This window comes from Wolbachia endosymbiont (group B) of Hofmannophila pseudospretella, from assembly GCF_964028515.1.
In the GTDB taxonomy this organism is placed as follows: domain Bacteria; phylum Pseudomonadota; class Alphaproteobacteria; order Rickettsiales; family Anaplasmataceae; genus Wolbachia.
In genome coordinates, this window is the sequence record NZ_OZ034788.1 from 439,477 (window position 1) to 455,626 (window position 16,150).

At 33.2% G+C, this 16,150-nt stretch carries 11 protein-coding genes and 2 pseudogenes; 8 read left to right on the forward strand and 5 right to left on the reverse strand.

The genetic code is table 11. The annotated features are described in order from the left end of the window. Window positions 1-19: 19 nt before the first annotated feature. Together ABWU24_RS02075 and ABWU24_RS02080 are read right to left on the reverse strand one after the other, a co-directional pair. The gene (locus ABWU24_RS02075; RefSeq protein WP_353274376.1) at window positions 20-1,003 is read right to left on the reverse strand and encodes a hypothetical protein; all 984 of its coding nucleotides are present in this window, start codon (window positions 1,001-1,003) and stop codon (window positions 20-22) included. 718 nt (window positions 1,004-1,721) lie between these two features. Beyond that, the gene (locus ABWU24_RS02080; RefSeq protein ID WP_341815396.1) at window positions 1,722-2,669 is read right to left on the reverse strand and encodes a hypothetical protein; all 948 of its coding nucleotides are present in this window, start codon (window positions 2,667-2,669) and stop codon (window positions 1,722-1,724) included. A 144-nt stretch (window positions 2,670-2,813) separates the two neighbouring features. On the opposite strand from ABWU24_RS02080, the pseudogene ABWU24_RS02085 reads away from it, so the two are divergent. The 3 genes and pseudogenes from ABWU24_RS02085 to ABWU24_RS02095 all read left to right on the forward strand — a co-directional run. Continuing rightward, window positions 2,814-3,785: pseudogene (locus ABWU24_RS02085) on the forward strand (DEAD/DEAH box helicase); the annotation flags it as partial. A 61-nt stretch (window positions 3,786-3,846) separates the two neighbouring features. Beyond that, a protein-coding gene (locus ABWU24_RS02090) for an IS5 family transposase (RefSeq protein ID WP_341815401.1) occupies window positions 3,847-4,639 on the forward strand; the annotation gives its coding sequence in 2 pieces (ribosomal slippage) (window positions 3,847-4,110 and window positions 4,112-4,639; 792 coding nt in all). Between the two features lie 5 nt (window positions 4,640-4,644). Continuing rightward, window positions 4,645-5,718, forward strand: a pseudogene (locus ABWU24_RS02095) (ATP-dependent DNA helicase RecG); the annotation flags it as partial. Between the two features lie 740 nt (window positions 5,719-6,458). Here ABWU24_RS02095 and ABWU24_RS02100 read toward each other — a convergent pair. Continuing rightward, complete coding sequence (locus tag ABWU24_RS02100) at window positions 6,459-6,587, reverse strand: ribosomal protein bL36 (protein ID WP_015587766.1); 129 nt, start codon at window positions 6,585-6,587, stop codon at window positions 6,459-6,461. Window positions 6,588-6,656: 69 nt separating this feature from the next. Further along, window positions 6,657-7,475, reverse strand: a complete 819-nt coding sequence (locus tag ABWU24_RS02105; protein WP_341815399.1) for a pyruvate, water dikinase regulatory protein — start codon at window positions 7,473-7,475, stop codon at window positions 6,657-6,659. A gap of 142 nt (window positions 7,476-7,617) precedes the next feature. On the opposite strand from ABWU24_RS02105, the gene ccmC reads away from it, so the two are divergent. From ccmC to guaA, 4 genes are all read left to right on the forward strand, one after another. Beyond that, complete coding sequence (gene ccmC, locus ABWU24_RS02110) at window positions 7,618-8,328, forward strand: heme ABC transporter permease CcmC (protein WP_341815400.1); 711 nt, start codon at window positions 7,618-7,620, stop codon at window positions 8,326-8,328. 377 nt (window positions 8,329-8,705) lie between these two features. Continuing rightward, the gene (locus ABWU24_RS02115; RefSeq protein ID WP_341815402.1) at window positions 8,706-9,749 is read left to right on the forward strand and encodes a hypothetical protein; all 1,044 of its coding nucleotides are present in this window, start codon (window positions 8,706-8,708) and stop codon (window positions 9,747-9,749) included. A 569-nt stretch (window positions 9,750-10,318) separates the two neighbouring features. After that, complete coding sequence (locus ABWU24_RS02120) at window positions 10,319-11,779, forward strand: type II secretion system protein GspD (protein WP_353274378.1); 1,461 nt, start codon at window positions 10,319-10,321, stop codon at window positions 11,777-11,779. A gap of 227 nt (window positions 11,780-12,006) precedes the next feature. Continuing rightward, window positions 12,007-13,569, forward strand: a complete 1,563-nt coding sequence (gene guaA, locus ABWU24_RS02125) for a glutamine-hydrolyzing GMP synthase (RefSeq protein WP_341815404.1) — start codon at window positions 12,007-12,009, stop codon at window positions 13,567-13,569. A gap of 229 nt (window positions 13,570-13,798) precedes the next feature. On the opposite strand, the gene ABWU24_RS02130 is transcribed toward guaA, so the two are convergent. Then, window positions 13,799-14,491, reverse strand: coding sequence for a TerC family protein (locus ABWU24_RS02130; RefSeq protein ID WP_341815405.1), 693 nt, complete (start codon window positions 14,489-14,491; stop codon window positions 13,799-13,801). A gap of 281 nt (window positions 14,492-14,772) precedes the next feature. Between ABWU24_RS02130 and ABWU24_RS02135 the strand changes: the two genes are divergently transcribed. Further along, entirely contained in the window at window positions 14,773-16,149 is a 1,377-nt protein-coding gene (locus tag ABWU24_RS02135) for a malonyl-CoA decarboxylase (protein ID WP_341815406.1), read from the forward strand. The last annotated feature ends 1 nt before the right edge of the window (window position 16,150 follow it).

Genomic DNA, 16,150 nt, shown 5'->3' on the forward strand with positions numbered 1-16,150 from the left:
CAATCTCACTTTCTTCTTTTTAAATATAAAGATCTTTACACCAAGAAACATCATTGTGGCCAACCCTTTGATTATCGATCTTTTCTGCCTGGTCAAGATACTCACCACCATTTTCAATAAAGTTAACATCATATGATTGAGCCATATCTCTTAATTCATGATTAAAAGCAAGTTGAGCGATGTTTTGCTCAAAAAAATACGACTTTTCAGGCTTAGAATAAAATATTGCACACATTATATCTTTTCCAGGCTTAGCTTGGAGTATCTCTTCTATTCTCTCTTTTCCTAGCTTTTCTTCAAATTTTGTCTTTATTCTATCTTGGCTAAGTATATTTTGTTTATATTGATCACAGATCTTTTGTAATATAAGCAAATCTGTAACAGCAATTATGTCATTATTGTCTTTACTTACTAATATTCCATCAGGTATCGTTATATCACTTCCTATACCTTTTTGCTCATTATCCCTGTTATAAAGTTTTTTTCTCTGTTCTATGTACTTATCGTTACTGATACTATCGAGAGCATCAAAATCTATATAAATTATCCCTTCTTCTATTTTAGATTCTTTTTGCCTGCATAGCATACAATAAGCTGCAATGTACCGGAAGGTATCAATTTCAATTGCAAAACTGGTTCTTTCTTCAGGTTTTTTGTTATACATATCATAAAAGTAATCTTGAATGCTCATGTCCTTTCCATTGATTTTCCATCCTTGATCAACTTCTTTCCAACAAGGATTATATTTAGGGTCATGTAGATCTATAACATATACTCCTTTTACCTCTTTAAATCTATCTCTTAATTCCTCGATTTGACCTGATTTGAATCCTGATCCGTTTACAACTAAAAAGATATCTCTTTCTTCGTTAGTCTTTTGTTTATGTTTAATTAATACATCCACATAATTAAATTTGCTATTTTTGCCGTCCGGCAAAGTTTTTCCAGTATCTTTTGGAATCCACGTTACAATAATTGGCGCTGTGTTTGGTAAAATTTGCATTTTTTTATCTATACCCATAAATCTTCTATAATAGTTGCTATGTTTTATTTTATCATAAAATTATTAGTTATTATTAAATGTACAGAAAAAACAACAAGATATCAGTTCTTTTGGATGCAATAGACTCATTAACTCTTTCTATATTGATATAGACTTCATAATTTAACTACAATTACAGTATGTTATTTAGATACTTCTGAACTCACCACTTTATTCCACTGATCTTCATCTAAAATTTACCACCCCCAATCCCACTGCTTTTTTATATTTTGACTAGGTCTTCTCCTACAATTAGGTAATCAGTACTTTTATCTGAAATGTACCATATAACTACACCAAGCTACAAATATGACACAAGAATTTAGATTATTTTAGTTATTCTCTTGTATAAGATACTCTTTTATCAAAAAGAGGACTATATGAGTGAAGCAACTTTTTCTGAAAAAATCAGCTTTCTAGAGAGGACATAGCAGAGTTAAAAGAACTTATGTATCTTGAACGAAGTGAAGTAAGTGAAAGTGGAACAGGTCTATATTTAGGAATTGAGACAAGGCCTCATTTAGGTAAATATTGCTATGCAGACTTTTCTTGATAGCAAGCATATTGCTTTTTAGAAAAATATTAGTAGCATCAAACAAGAGATTGATATTAGTTTTTCTGTCAGATTAAGTTGCGTCTAGTACAACTGACTATGCAAATAAGCTTTGAAATATTTTAATTAGAGTGTATTTTCGTGTTCATTGCTATGAATGGGTGGCTGCACACTTTCCAGATGGCTATTCACTTCGATTGAATCGCCTAAATCATGTTCTATTTTTAATTTAAATCCTAACTTCTCGCAGAATTTGTAGAAATATTCTTTAATAATATCAAATAAATTTCTGCCATCAGTTTTATAATCTCTCAATTTTCGAGGCACAGTCAGTGAGAATTTGCCATCTTTATATACCACACTACCTTTTCCATCCTGAGATTCAAGTGTAAATTCCAGTGAGCTGGATAGATCACATAGCTTATCACCGAATTGACCATTACTCTCGTGGAAGAATATCGGTAGTTTCATATCAGACCTAATACTCACATTATTTTGGTTAACATAATCGATATTTATAACTTTTTCAGGGGAAGGTACTATAAGTGAATATTGTTCAAGTGAATTTTGAGATTCTATAGATACAATAGCTTCATACCCTGCCTGATTACAATTGGTAACCAACTCCTCTAAGATAGAGTCACTTGGAACTTGAGCTTCAGCATATCTAAACATTTCCTTAAAAATCTCTTTTGCGAACGGTCGATAATTTCCGTTCTCTTTCTCTGGTAATAGGTGAGCATAATTTGTACCTAGACTGTAAAATTCTTCAAATTTCTTTTTGTACTGGTCATTTTTTTTATGGTCAGGAATTTTTTCGTTTTTGTAATGTTCTGCCCAAATCTTGTCAAATTCTTTTTTGTCTCTATTTATCAGTGCTTTAATTAAGATTTTATCTACACTTTGATCATTAATAGTAAAATCCATTCTGTCAATGTCTTGATACGCCTGTTTACCAGAGTTTGCTTCCACATTCTTTTTACCAGCTCTTAACTTGCTAAAATCAAACTTTTCTGCCTGAGCTTTTAGTGTAACGACTGGATTTTCATTTTTTTCCTGTGTAGAGTTGTTCATTGTTAATACTTTGATATGAATTGCTGATAGTATAATAATACATAAAAATAGTTAATATGTCAATAATATACTTAACATAGACAGTCATAATAGGGTGACAGGATTTTAGTAAGGCTCTATTATGAATAAACGGTTTTACACAGTATGAATGTTGATGAGCAGTCAAGTGTGCTGACTTTTCTAAATAGTAAAATTGAGAATATACCAAGGTTTCATTCCGCAATATTGCCTAAACTTTGCGGCGGAGACAGAGTAATGGACTTGCTGTTTTATAGGCCGCTCAGTTATGTGGATAGAAGTAAATCACTACCTGATGCTCAAGTGGGAGAATTTACAACTTTTATGGCAAAAGTGTATGAGCACCAGCGCCCCACTGTTAGAGGTAGGCCATATAAAATAATCGTTGAAAGTGAAAGTCAGTATTTATTTATAGTTTTTTTTAATTACTCAGTTAAATATTTGTATAAATTATTTCCAGTTGGAACAGATATAGTCATCAGTGGTAAACTTGAAAAGTTTGCCGAACATTGGCAAATTACTCACCCAGATTACATGTTGTCTGATATCAATCAATTTAAAGAAATAGCCTGCATAGAGCCAATTTACCAATTATGTCGCGGTATTACTAACAAGAGCATTAGAAACATAATAAGTTCTAATCTAAAAGATTTGCCTGATTTGCCAGAGTGGATAGATGAAACATTAATCAAGCAAAAGAAATGGCTGAATTGGAAAGAAAGCATCATAAGATTGCACAGACCGAGCTCACTCGTAGAAGCAGAAGTTTGCAGAGAAAGACTTGCTTATGATGAGCTATTTGCGTACCAGTTGGCACTAAAGCTTGCAAGGGAAAATCATGTAAAAAAAGGAGGAAGGGAATTTGTAATATTGAATAAATACAAAGAGCAGGTCTTAAATGAATTACCGTTCCAATTAACAAATGATCAAATTCGAGCGATAGATGAAATCTCAGAAAGACAAAAATCCAAATACCGTATGGTAAGTCTGCTACAAGGTGACGTTGGTAGTGGAAAAACCGTGGTTGCACTCTTTACGATGCTGAATGTGGTAGAAAATAACATGCAAGCAGCTTTAATGGCACCAACCACTATCTTAGAGCCTGTACGTGATCTCAAAAAAGGGATAGAATGAGAGGATAAAGTATATAAAGTAGGATATGCGAAGTTTATATCCAAGTGATATAAGTCGAGAAAAGTTTGAGATTATTGTAGCAGATCTGGAGTCTTGCAGGAAGAGGACAAAGCCAAGAACACTTGATTTATATCATGTATTTTGTGGAGTGTTATACGTCTTAAAAAGTGGCTGCCAGTGGAGAATGTTACCAAAAGAGTTTCCAAAATGGCGGAATTGTTACGACTATTTTAAGAAGTGGAGTGAAAAAGCAGATGCAAATAAAGAAAGTGTTCTGGAGCTGGTATTAAAAAAAAATAGTTGGCGTGGTCCGACAAAACAATGGTCGGAAAGAAAAAACCAGCTTCTGCATAATTGATGCACAAAGCGTAAAAAATGCAGATACTGCTGAAGAAAAAGGCTATGATGCAGGCAAAAAGGTTTCAGGAATAAAACGCCATATTGCGGTAGATACACAAGGTTTACCCCACGCAATTTATATAACAACGGCAGAAATAACTGATCGTAGTAGCGCTGTGAGAATGGTTAAAAATGCTAAAGAAAACCTATCTGAAGTTAAAAATATACTAGTTGATGCTGGCTACACAGGAGAAAATTTTGCAACACAAATAAAAGCAACTATTGGCGCTACCGTTGAAGTAATAAAGCGAAACGAATTACACACCTTTGTCGTATTGCCGAAAAGATGGGTTGTTGAGAGATCTTTTGCTTGGTTGCAAAAATGTAGGCGATTGTGGAAAAATTGCGAGCGGAAACTCAACACTAGCCTGCAAATGGTCGTTCTTGCTTTCGCTGCTTTGCTTCTGAAAAGATTATGAACAGGCTCTTAGCGGAGCAACATTATAATTGGATCGAAGAAGCTCTATCTTGTACTGATATAAAAGTTGCTTTGCTTACTGGTAAAACTGCGCGCAAGGAAAGAAAGATTATTATGAACGAACTTGCAAGTGGTATTTTAAATATAGTAATTGGTACTCATGCATTATTTCAAGCCAACGTTACATTTAAAAATTTAGGACTCGCAGTCATAGACGAACAACAGCGATTTGGAGTGATGCAGAGGAATCGGTTGGTAGGAAAAGGAGAAAATACCGATATACTTTTTGTTACTGCAACTCCCATTCCAAGAACCTTGCAGCAAGCTATGTATGGTGACGTTGAATGTTCTATTTTAAGGGAAAAACCAAAATCTAGATTGCCAATAAAAACCGTTATTATGAACGTTAAAAAAGTATCAGATATTATTCAAAGACTGAAAGATGCTATAAATAGAGGCGAAAAAGCATATTGGATTTGTCCATATATAGAAGAAAACGAAGAACTCAATATTGCCGCAGCAGAAATGCGCTTTCAGGAACTACAAAAGACATTTTTTGATAGAGTTGGAATAATACACGGAAAACTAACTCAAGAGCAGAAAGATCAAGTGATGTTTTCCTTCAAGAGGAATGAATTTTCTCTGCTTGTTGCAACCACTGTGATAGAAGTTGGTATAGATGTACCAGATGCAACTATTATGATTATAGAGAATGCAGAGCAGTTCGGGTTATCGCAATTACATCAGTTAAGAGGTAGAGTAGGACGAGGAAATAAACCGTCTTTTTGTATACTGTTATATGACAATCTCAGTAAAAGTTCGTATTCAAAGTTAAAGATTATGTGTGAGTCACAAGATGGATTTTATATTGCTGAAAAGGATATGATGCTGAGGGGTAGCGGAGATATTTTAGGCACAAAACAATCAGGGTGCATGGAGTTTAAATTTGCTGATTTATATGAGGACAGAGAATTGCTCAACCTTGCATATAATAATGCAAAAGGTACAATAGCTAATTTTGAATTACTGCTTGATATATTTGAATATAGAAGTAGACTACATTTTTCAAAATTTCAGTAATCTTCCAAGCCATAACCTTCATGAGTAGAAGTTCCTTGACAGACGGGAGTATTTAACAAACCATACGCGTCAAGTTAAGGAAAAATAAGAGTGAAGAAGAAGTTTTTACCATAAGAATAAATTGTGCAGAGTTAATAGCAGGCCCTGTAAACAAAATGTTAGCAGGTCAAATTAATCAAGGGCAGGAAGTATAAAAATGGAAAAAAAGCGGTAACTTAGCCGAATGACAATAAATATATAGAAGGTACCGTTTTAAAGAGCACAAAAGGAATACACAGTAAAAGCGAGGAGAAGTTGAGAATATGTATGGAAGCAGTGTGGAGCAGTGGCTGCCAATGATCAAAAATTTACCACAATTACAGAAGTATACATAAGAGGTTTAAAAGGTGATGCAAAAAGGGAATTTTGGCAAAATGACTTAAGTATGCACAACAAGATCCAGATTTACATAATTGATGATCAGATGTCATTCATGCTCAGCCTATATATAGAAAAAATTCTCAAGCTCAAGAGGGCTTAGGGTGGAACTAAAATTCATGGACTTGTTGACGCACGTAATTAATTTCTTTTTTTTAAGTTAATTAATGTTAACAAGCCACGTCTGCCTGTAATCATGTTAATACCAAAATATAATGTAAGAGAAGAAATGGGCAGTGCTATGGTTAAATACAACAATTTTTGTTTTTTTCTAAACATGCTTCCATATGAAAAACATATGACATAAAAAGGCAAACAAAAAGCTAAGAACCTTGACGCGCTTTACATCTTGGCTTTACCTTATTTATAACATAAACCTTACTACCCCTTTTCACAACTTTACAATTTTTATCTCTGTTACGATGAGATTTTAGTGACCCTTTAACTTTCATATCTACAGTAAGAATAGAATTAGCTTACATTATGATCACTGACAGAGAGTTAGTCAATTGATAAATTTTTCACATTTTATTAAAATACTGTATAATTGTCGCTGATACTTCTTCGATTGACTTTTGCGTGACATCAATAATTGGCCAGTTATTTTGCTTAAAGAACTCCTCTGCTTCTTTAATTTCCTTTTCTACTTTTCTAGGGTCAGCATATATATTATTACCTTCATTATTAATTGAAGTCAGTCTATTTTTGCGTATTTCTATTAGCCTTCTTACGTCTATTGTTACTCCTATAGTCAGTTTATTTTTTAATTTTGCTAAGTCGACGTAAAAGGGTATCTCGCTAACAAAAGGAACATTTGCAACTTTATAGCCTCGGTAAGCTAAATACATACTGGTGGGAGATTTTGATGTGCGTGAAACTCCAACCAAAATTATATCGGCTTTATCAATATCTTGAATATTTTGTCCATCATCATGATTAATGGTATAGTTTATTGCCTCAATGCGCTGAAAATATTCGTTATTTATCTCAGCATGTAAGTCAAGTTTTTCGTCTTTTTTAATTTCAAGATAGGATGAGATTTCCCTAATAATGTGTGATAATATCGCTCTGTAGGGAATTTTTAGCTTTATACAATTATTTTTTAGACATTTTCTTAGCTCATCATTAGTAATAGTGCATATAACAAAATTATGCTCATCACTTTTTCTATTAATTTCCTCTAAAATTTTGTCAATCTGCTCTTCTTCTTTTACGAAAGACCAAACATATTCGATCGTTTCTACAGAACGAAAGTGTTTCAGAGCTGATTTTGCAACTGATATAACAGTTTCACCACTTGAATCTGACACTAAGTGTAGGTTAAGCTTTTTAAGGGTCATCAACGTTATACTAAAAATAATAGCAAGCAATCTGCTACTGAAATTGTGCTAATTTATTATACTACGTAAATATAGAAAAACTATCTTGTTGATAAAACTCAAACTAATTGATAAGTTCTTAACACAATTATTCTCAAAACAAATGTTTTTATTAAAGCCTACAAATTTCACTTCTTTTACTAAAAAAGCTCTACCTTGGCTTGGGGTTATTTGTTTCGCATGTTTTTTAATTGGAATGTTCTTGGCATTATTCTTCTCCCCAGGAGATTATAAACAAGGAGAAATTGTACGAATTATGTATCTTCATGTGCCTTCTGCATGGCTTGCTCTTGGAATATACGGACTCATTGCATTACTCAGTTTCATTTCGTTGGTATGGAACAATAGTGTTGCTAGTGTCTTAGCACATGCTGCTGCTCCTGCAGGGACAGTCTTTTCGGCAATATGCTTAATCACAGGTAGCATCTGGGGAAAAGGAACATGGGGTACTTGGTGGGTATGGGATGCAAGGCTTACTTCAATGCTGATTTTGTTTTTTCTGTATGTTGGTTATCTTTCATTGTGGAGCGCTTTTGATAATCAAGCAAGAGCAGAGAAATCATCAGCAGTATTTGCCATTTTTAGTGCTATAAATATTCCCATAGTAAAATTTTCTGTGAATTTATGGTCTACTCTTCATCAGCCAGCAAGTATTTTTAGAAAAGGTGGAGTAGCAATAGAAGGTTCTTTACTGCTGCCACTCATTGCAATGTTTATATTTTGTACCACACTTTTTTTAGTAGTGTGGATACTTAATGCCCTTCATTTAATTAATTTGCAGAAGATAAAGAGAGAAATTAGCATGCGATATTAGGTATACAGTTCCAGAGTGTAATGTTGTGAACAGCGACGGAAATTAAAATGTAGAGCAATCATCCATTAGCAAGTTCCAGAACTAATTACGTACAAACCACACTTCAAGATTATAGTGATTAATCACGGGAAAGTAGAAGAATCATGACTCTCTAAGGTGAACTGTATGAAAAATTAGCAAAGATACGTTAAAAATTGAAAGAAAATTTCTATTGATAGATATGCTATATTTATAATGCAAGTTATTAAATTTTTAATTACTTTAGCTTATAATAATTTCTGAGTTAACCTGAGATTTCTTGAACTGTGGTTTCTTTATATTCAGGTGGATACTTATACTTTTATGTAATTCCAGTTTTGACTGTAGAGGAGGTTCCTATGTCAAAAAATACCTATAGTGATCAAGTTAATAGTAGTTATTTATATACCAACAAACTTTTTTATGGTAAAGAAGGTATAGACGAGATGACTGAGGGTGAAACTACGACTGAGAAGCAATTCACAAATATAGTTCCGATAGTAAAAGAGGTTTTTGAACTAGTAGAAAAGAAGCTTACGAAATGTGAAGAGGAGGTTAAGCGAGCAAAAGCAGAGACTGAGTGGTATAAAAAAGTAGCTGAAGAATGTAAAAAAGAAAATGGTATAGATAAACCTGTTACTGATGAAGGAGGGAATGAAAATGGAGAAATTACATCTCGAAAAGTAACCTCAGATTGTTCCAAGTATGAAAATTGTGGGCCATATTCTCATTTTTATAAAGTTGATAATAAGATAGGTTGTCAAGGTTTTAGTGCATCTGATTTACTAAAGGAATTATATCCCGAGATGTACAGCAATCCTAAGATTGCAAAATATATAGAAGAGGGAGCAAATGGTAATTATGGTGCAGTAAATTTTAAATTTGCCTTTACAGAGGATCTTAATTCAATATCCTGGCTTGGTAATATAGAATGTGAAAAATGTGTGGATGATCAAAGAGAGTTAGCGTGTCAAGAAGAAGAGATTAAGAGTTTCTGTTACCCGAACGTTTACCGTAGTAATCCAGAATTCAACAAGAGCTTTTTTTCCAGAGGAGCATGTCCTAATCTCTTTAGAGAGTCCAGTGAAACAAGTGTTGTAAAAGCAAAACAAGTTGCACCATTGATACTTGTTAATACCTTAGGACAAATGATAGATAAAGAGGGTAATAACACTAAAGTATACTATGATGCATTGAAGCGTTATCTAAATGATGATGGTAAAATCAAGGATTGTGGAGATAATCAAAAGTGTAAGGATTATATTCCAATTATGGAGAAAGTTGCATGGAATAGTGATAAGGAAGTACTATTAAAAACTGCTGTTAATAATACGCAAGAAGCAAATCCTTACTATTATGGAAATGAGGATAATTCTACTTCCGTTGAATTTTGTTCTATATAAGGCTGAATTTGTCTAATTTTTTCTACACTAGACACAATTTAGTCGTATCTGAACAAATACATAATCTATATAAAGAGGACGTAGGTACCATCTGTCCTTTTACGGCATTTATGTCAATGATATGCGTAATCCATGATTTTAAACATAATGATCCTCCTAAGTAATACAAAAAAACTCAGAAAAATGTATATAGCTATGATAGAAGTTATCTATACATAAGTACAATATGCTTTAACTAGAGATTGTAAATTAATGAAGTTGAAAAGTCTGCAGACGAAGATAGATTTCGAGCTCTAGAATATCTTCACTATCAAAATAACAAAGCTGTCAAAATTTGTCAAGTAATTTTTATCGCAACTGTACAAAAATTGCACAGGACAAATTTAAAATGCTGTCTGTTCAGACGCATATGAAACCAGTGCTTCTTTTCATCCCACTTCCATGCGGCTAAACCCTTTTCATAATTTCCTATCTATCATTTCTTAAACCACTCCCCTGAACGGATACAATTAAATACATTTTTAACATTTTTATAGAAAACTATTAGTATAGATTTGTATGCTGCCCTCATGGCTATTTTAAAATGTTTAATACTCCTTTTCATTATTTCTTGTACACATCTACCTAACAAGCAACATTCTGTTAATATAGACAATTATAAGCACGATTATTCGTTGCAACAATATAATACTCCTTTGAAGAATAACGAACCAGCAATACCAGAAATGATACCTTTACCGGTAGAGTTTCCCGATCTTACAACCAGTAATCAGTTTCTTTCGATTAATGTTGATGAAAAAGTACCAGTAAAGGATTTACTGATTGAAATAGGAAAACTTTCTGACATTAACTTAGACATAGATCCCAAAATATCAGGTAATATTACTTTAAAGCTAAAAGATAAGAACATAAACGAAGTAATTCAGAATATAGCCAACAGCGCCAAATTGCGTTACTCAATGAATAATGGTGTAATTAGAATTGAACAAGATTTGCCATATGCACAAAATTATTACGTAGACTTCATCAATATTCAACACTCTGCGCAAAGGAGTTTTATCATTGGTAACAATATTACCGACAGTGATGGTGATAGAAACTATATGAAATCTCAATATAGTAGTGATTTATGGAATTCATTAGAAAAAGGCTTAAATGCAATAATGGATGTTAACGGAGTAGATGATGGTGAGTTTCTTTCATCCAACAGAGAAGCTGGTGTCATTATTCTAAATGCTAGAAAAGATATTCACAAAGCTGTTGAAGAATATATTAATAAAGTTAAGAAATTGGCGTCTTCTCAAGTAATGATCGAGGCCAAAATAGTTGAAGTTTTATTAGACGATAAATACCTTTCTGGTATCAACTTAAATGATTTGCATAATGAAACCAAATCTATAACAAATCAAGGTAACTCTATTATTGACCTAGCAATTAACTCTAGTGTGAGTGATTTAGGAGATTTAGTAAAAAATTTAGGCAAATTTGGCACTTCAACCGTAATTTCAAGCCCTAGAGTACATGCTATAAATAATCAGCAAGCAATGATTTCATTTACTAAAAACCATATCTATTTTACTTCCGATATACAGAAAAATACCAAAAATTCTAATCATGCATTAATTACCAAGATGAATAGCACTCCAATAGGTGTGGTGTTAATAATCCACCCAAGCATTAACATTGATACTAATGAAATATTCATGGATATACACCCAACCTTATCAAGAATTAACGATTACACTAAAGACCCAAATATAGAATATGTCGCACAACAAAATAAAATGAAATTAAATAGTGACATTCCAATTATTGAAACCAGAGAAATGCACTCTACGTTAAAAATTAAGAGCGGCGAAGTTATGGTAATTGGTGGGCTTATAGAGCATAGAAAAGATAACCAAAACTTATTGCATCAAAAGTCAAAAAAACTGGCTAAGACAGTAGAAACCGTCATCTTCCTGAAAGCAACAATCGTACCAACACTTGGTTTATTAGATATAAAAGATAGGAATTTATATATATATTAAACGTATCCGTTCAGGCAATGGCATCAACTTAAGGAAAGATGTTGGGGTTGCTATTATGATAAGAAGAGAGTATCGGAATGATAATTAAGACAGCTTAATCATAAATCTGTTGCGGTAAATTTAAGTTACTTTAGTCATATATTAAAGTTTTTAAACAGGTCTTAGTTTACTTACTTTATTGTTTTCTTTATTATCAAATATTGCTTTAAATAATATGGAGGAGCACATTGTCAGCAATTGCCGTTATTGATTTTGGTTCACAGTTTACACAGCTTATTGCAAGACAAATCAGGGAAATGGGCGTTTACTGTGAAATATTTCCAAGCAACATCGATTTCGAAACAGTATCAAAATTCAATGGATTTATTTTTTCTGGAGGACCGCAATCTGTAAATGACAATTGCTCTGAAGTAAGTGAAGTAGCACATAAAATTATAAAACTTAACGAAACAATAAACACTCCTATACTTGGAATATGTTATGGACAGCAACTCATTTGTCATTATTTCGGGGCAAAGGTAAGAAAAGGATTCAATCAGGAATTTGGCAAAACCAAAATCAAGATACTAAAAGAATCTCCAATTATAAAGGATACTTGGGACGTTAATTCCGAAGTCGATGTGCTAATGAACCATGCAGACAGTGTCGAAACTATACCGCAAGGATTTACTGTTATTGCCTCAGGTGTAATAAATCAAACAATCGCAATAATTGCCAACGAACAGCGGAAGATTTACTGTACTCAGTTCCACCCTGAAGTTAAACCTACGACAAATGGTAGTAAACTTCTCTCTAATTTCTTAGATATTGCAAATTGTGAGAGAGATTGGACAATGAAGTCATTCATTGAAAAACAGAAGGAAAAAATTCAAAACTTAGTAGGGGAGAAAAAAGTAATTGCTGCAGTAAGTGGGGGGGTTGATTCAAGTGTTGCAGCAGTTCTTACACACAAAGCTATAGGAAAACAATTAAACTGTATTTTTATCGATACTGGGTTATTGCGTAAGAGCCAGACCACTGCTATGTTAAAAGAAATTCCAATAAATTACGTTGATAAATCAAACTTGTTTTTAAGTAGGTTAAAGGGAATAACTGATCCGGAAGAAAAGCGAAAAATTATCGGCAATACTTTTATCGAAGTGTTTGAAGAAGAGGCAAAAAAAATAGGTGATGTGGATTTTTTAATGCAAGGCACCATTTACTCTGATGTAGTTGAATCAGGGCACGCTTCAGGAAACACTAGTACAATTAAATCTCATCACAATGTTGGTGGGTTGCCAGAAAAAATGAATCTGACACTAGTAGAACCTTTACGCTATCTCTTTAAAGATGAAGTAAGGCTGCTTGGCAAAGAAATTGGGCTTTCAGATGAGATAATATTTCAACATCCATTTCCTGGACCTGGACTTGCAGTGAGGATCATAGGTGAGGTTGCTGAAGAAAAGGTACGAATATTGCAAGAAGTAGATGAAATATATATCAACACAATGAAAAATTATGATTTGTATGATAAAATATGGCAGGCTTTTGCTGTACTGTTACCAGTAAAAACTGTGGGAGTTATGGGAGATAATCGTACATACGGATATGTTTGCGCTTTAAGGGCTGTGACTTCATCTGATGGCATGACAGCTGATGCATTTCCATTTGAAAATAAAGATCAACATTCGTTAGTATTTTGGAGGTTTTTGCAAGACGTCAGTAGTATAATTGTTAACAAAGTTTCCGGAGTAAATCGAGTTGTGTATGATTTAACTTCCAAGCCACCAGCAACTATTGAGTGGGAGTAGCAATAATTTCATTCCAGTTTCAGCTACTCGAATCACACCAAAGAGGCTGCTTGCATAACTCAAATTTTAAGAAAAACTATTTAATGTCATTCGAGTAGCTGACGCTGGAATCCAGAAAAAAAGAATAATGGATCCCAGTGTCAGCTACTCGAATGACATCGAAATGTTCGTACAGATATTCGTCACACACCGGAATAAAAATTAGACTTTTGCCTTGTGCAAAATAATTTCAAGGCCGCATTGTCTTTATTTTGCTTATAGCTTCCACAAGCAATGCAAACATGAATGAAGAATACAAACATGCTTTTGGTAGCTCTATGTGAAGTCCTTCAAGTATTAGATATATACCGATGAGTAAAATAAATAGAATGGCAATTACTTTTAAGCTTGGGCTGGATTTTATTAACTGAGCGGTATAACTTGATGAAAATAGCATTGCTAATATGGAAAATGTAAATGCTATAGCAACGATTATCATATTATGAGTTAATGCTATAGCAGTTAATATTGAATCAACAGAAAAAACTAAATCTATTAATATAATTTGTAGCAGAACTAAAAAAAATTGTGATTTAACGTTTGCCTTTGTTTTGTTCTCCTTATGTACAAAAATTTCGCTCCATAACTCTATAGAACTTTTAACAATAAGGAATAACCCTCCTGCAATCATAAGCAAATCTTTTACTGAAATATCTAGTGATACAGAGTGAAATATAGGCTTTTGCATTGATAATATATGTGATGTAAAAAATAGTATTACAAAACGCATCAATAGCGCCAAGCCAAAACCTATAAGGCGGGCTCTTTCTCTCAGCAGATTTGGCACCTTATCTATTGCTAGAGAAATAAAGATTAAATTGTCTATACCAAGTATAGTTTCAAGTAGCGTAAGTATCAATAAAGTCCAAGCATCAGCTAGCATTTTCATTCCAAAGTCAGATTTTGTACTTTACAATAGATGTGTAAAAATTAAGTAACTTCGACTAGGTAATTAAAAAATCAGCCTTACCCGGAAAAGAAAGAGGAAAAAGGGCATTTTTATAATAAAAGTACTTTTGTAAGAGAAATAATGAAATTAAAAATCTAACTCTCTTTACGAAAATTTTAAATAGATTGTAAAATAGTTGTACCATGAAAATATATGCCTTCTTTGTAGACTAAGATTTTTCTTTAAATTAAGATAGATACACGATAAAAGGAAATATGATAAAAGAGCCATTAGCAAAAACTGATATAGTAAAAGTTGAAGATAAGAAAGCAACAAAGGGCTTTTTTAAAATATTAGGTGAAGTAGCAGATGCTGTAAGGTCATGGGTTGGCAATATTGGCCCTGATTTAAGTAGTAGTCGCGATGTCGATAGTTTAGTCTTGAAGATGAACGAATGCTTAAACCCAAAGGGGGGTGAAGTCTCAGCACGTAAGAACACCGTATCTCTTGGTAATTTGTACTTGAGTTTATCAGAGGCAGGTCAAATAAAATTTTTACAAACCCTGGCAGAAAAGTTCAATCCGGATAAAACGAAAATAGATGAAGAAATAAAAGTATATAAGAAAAATCAAGATTCTGAGTCGAGTTATAAGTTTGAACAAGACTTAATAAAAGTCCTTGAATCACCACGCTCTAAAATATTGAAGCAGTTTATCTCCTTACCGGAGGGCCTTAAGTTTATTGTTGATATGCGTTCTGATGTACTCAAGCTGAAGAATCAATATAAAAGTCTAAGTCCACTAGAAAACGAATTAAAAAGTATACTTTGTACTTTGGTTGATGTTGATCTACTTGATCTTCATCAAATCACCTGGGATTCACCTGCATCATTGTTGGAAAAACTTATAAAATATGAAGCTGTACATAAAATTTCCTCTTGGGGTGACTTAAAAAACAGACTAGATTCTGATCATCTCTGTTTCGCTTTCTTTCATTACAAAATACCAAATGAACCTTTAATTTTTGTAGAGGTTGCACTGATGAATGAGATTGCAGATAGTATTCAACACGTTTTGGACGAGTCAGTTCCTTCAAGTGACCCAAGCAGTGCAAGTACTGCTATATTCTATTCAATATCAAACACTCAAACTGGTTTATCTGGAATTAGCCTCGGTAACTTTTTAATAAAGAGAGTCGTAGAAAAACTATCGCAAGAATTTAAAAGCGTAAAAGTGTATGCAACTCTTTCTCCAGTTCCTGGATTTACAAAATGGCTAAAAAATCAAGACGTAGCTTTATTAGGTAAGCTTAATATAAAACAATCAGGTGCAGAAATTTTAGAAAGCATAAAAACTAACGTTGAATGCGAAAAACAGTGCCTACTGAAACTTTGTGCACACTATTTGCTAAAGGTTAAAAGCAGTGGTGGAGGTGCTTATGATCCAGTAGCACACTTTCATTTAAGCAATGGTGCATCAATCAAACAAATCAACTGGATGGCTGATACTTCTGAAAAAGGCATTAGTCAGTCAGCCGGAATAATGGTGAATTATTTGTACGAATTGCCTAAAATAGATAACAATCATGAGAATTATATGATTAATAAAGCGGTTTCTCATTCAAAAAAAGTATCGTCTATGTTAAAAGAATAAT

Coding starts and splice junctions, on each gene's coding strand:
- ABWU24_RS02115 (WP_341815402.1), top strand. CDS start 8,706: ATGTCAAAAAATACCTATAGTGATCAAGTTAATAGTAGTTATTTATAT.
- ABWU24_RS02130 (WP_341815405.1), bottom strand. CDS start 14,491: ATGCTAGCTGATGCTTGGACTTTATTGATACTTACGCTACTTGAAACT.
- ABWU24_RS02135 (WP_341815406.1), top strand. CDS start 14,773: ATGATAAAAGAGCCATTAGCAAAAACTGATATAGTAAAAGTTGAAGAT.
- ccmC (WP_341815400.1), top strand. CDS start 7,618: ATGTTTTTATTAAAGCCTACAAATTTCACTTCTTTTACTAAAAAAGCT.
- ABWU24_RS02120 (WP_353274378.1), top strand. CDS start 10,319: ATGGCTATTTTAAAATGTTTAATACTCCTTTTCATTATTTCTTGTACA.
- ABWU24_RS02100 (WP_015587766.1), bottom strand. CDS start 6,587: ATGAAAGTTAAAGGGTCACTAAAATCTCATCGTAACAGAGATAAAAAT.
- ABWU24_RS02080 (WP_341815396.1), bottom strand. CDS start 2,669: ATGAACAACTCTACACAGGAAAAAAATGAAAATCCAGTCGTTACACTA.
- ABWU24_RS02075 (WP_353274376.1), bottom strand. CDS start 1,003: ATGCAAATTTTACCAAACACAGCGCCAATTATTGTAACGTGGATTCCA.
- ABWU24_RS02105 (WP_341815399.1), bottom strand. CDS start 7,475: ATGACCCTTAAAAAGCTTAACCTACACTTAGTGTCAGATTCAAGTGGT.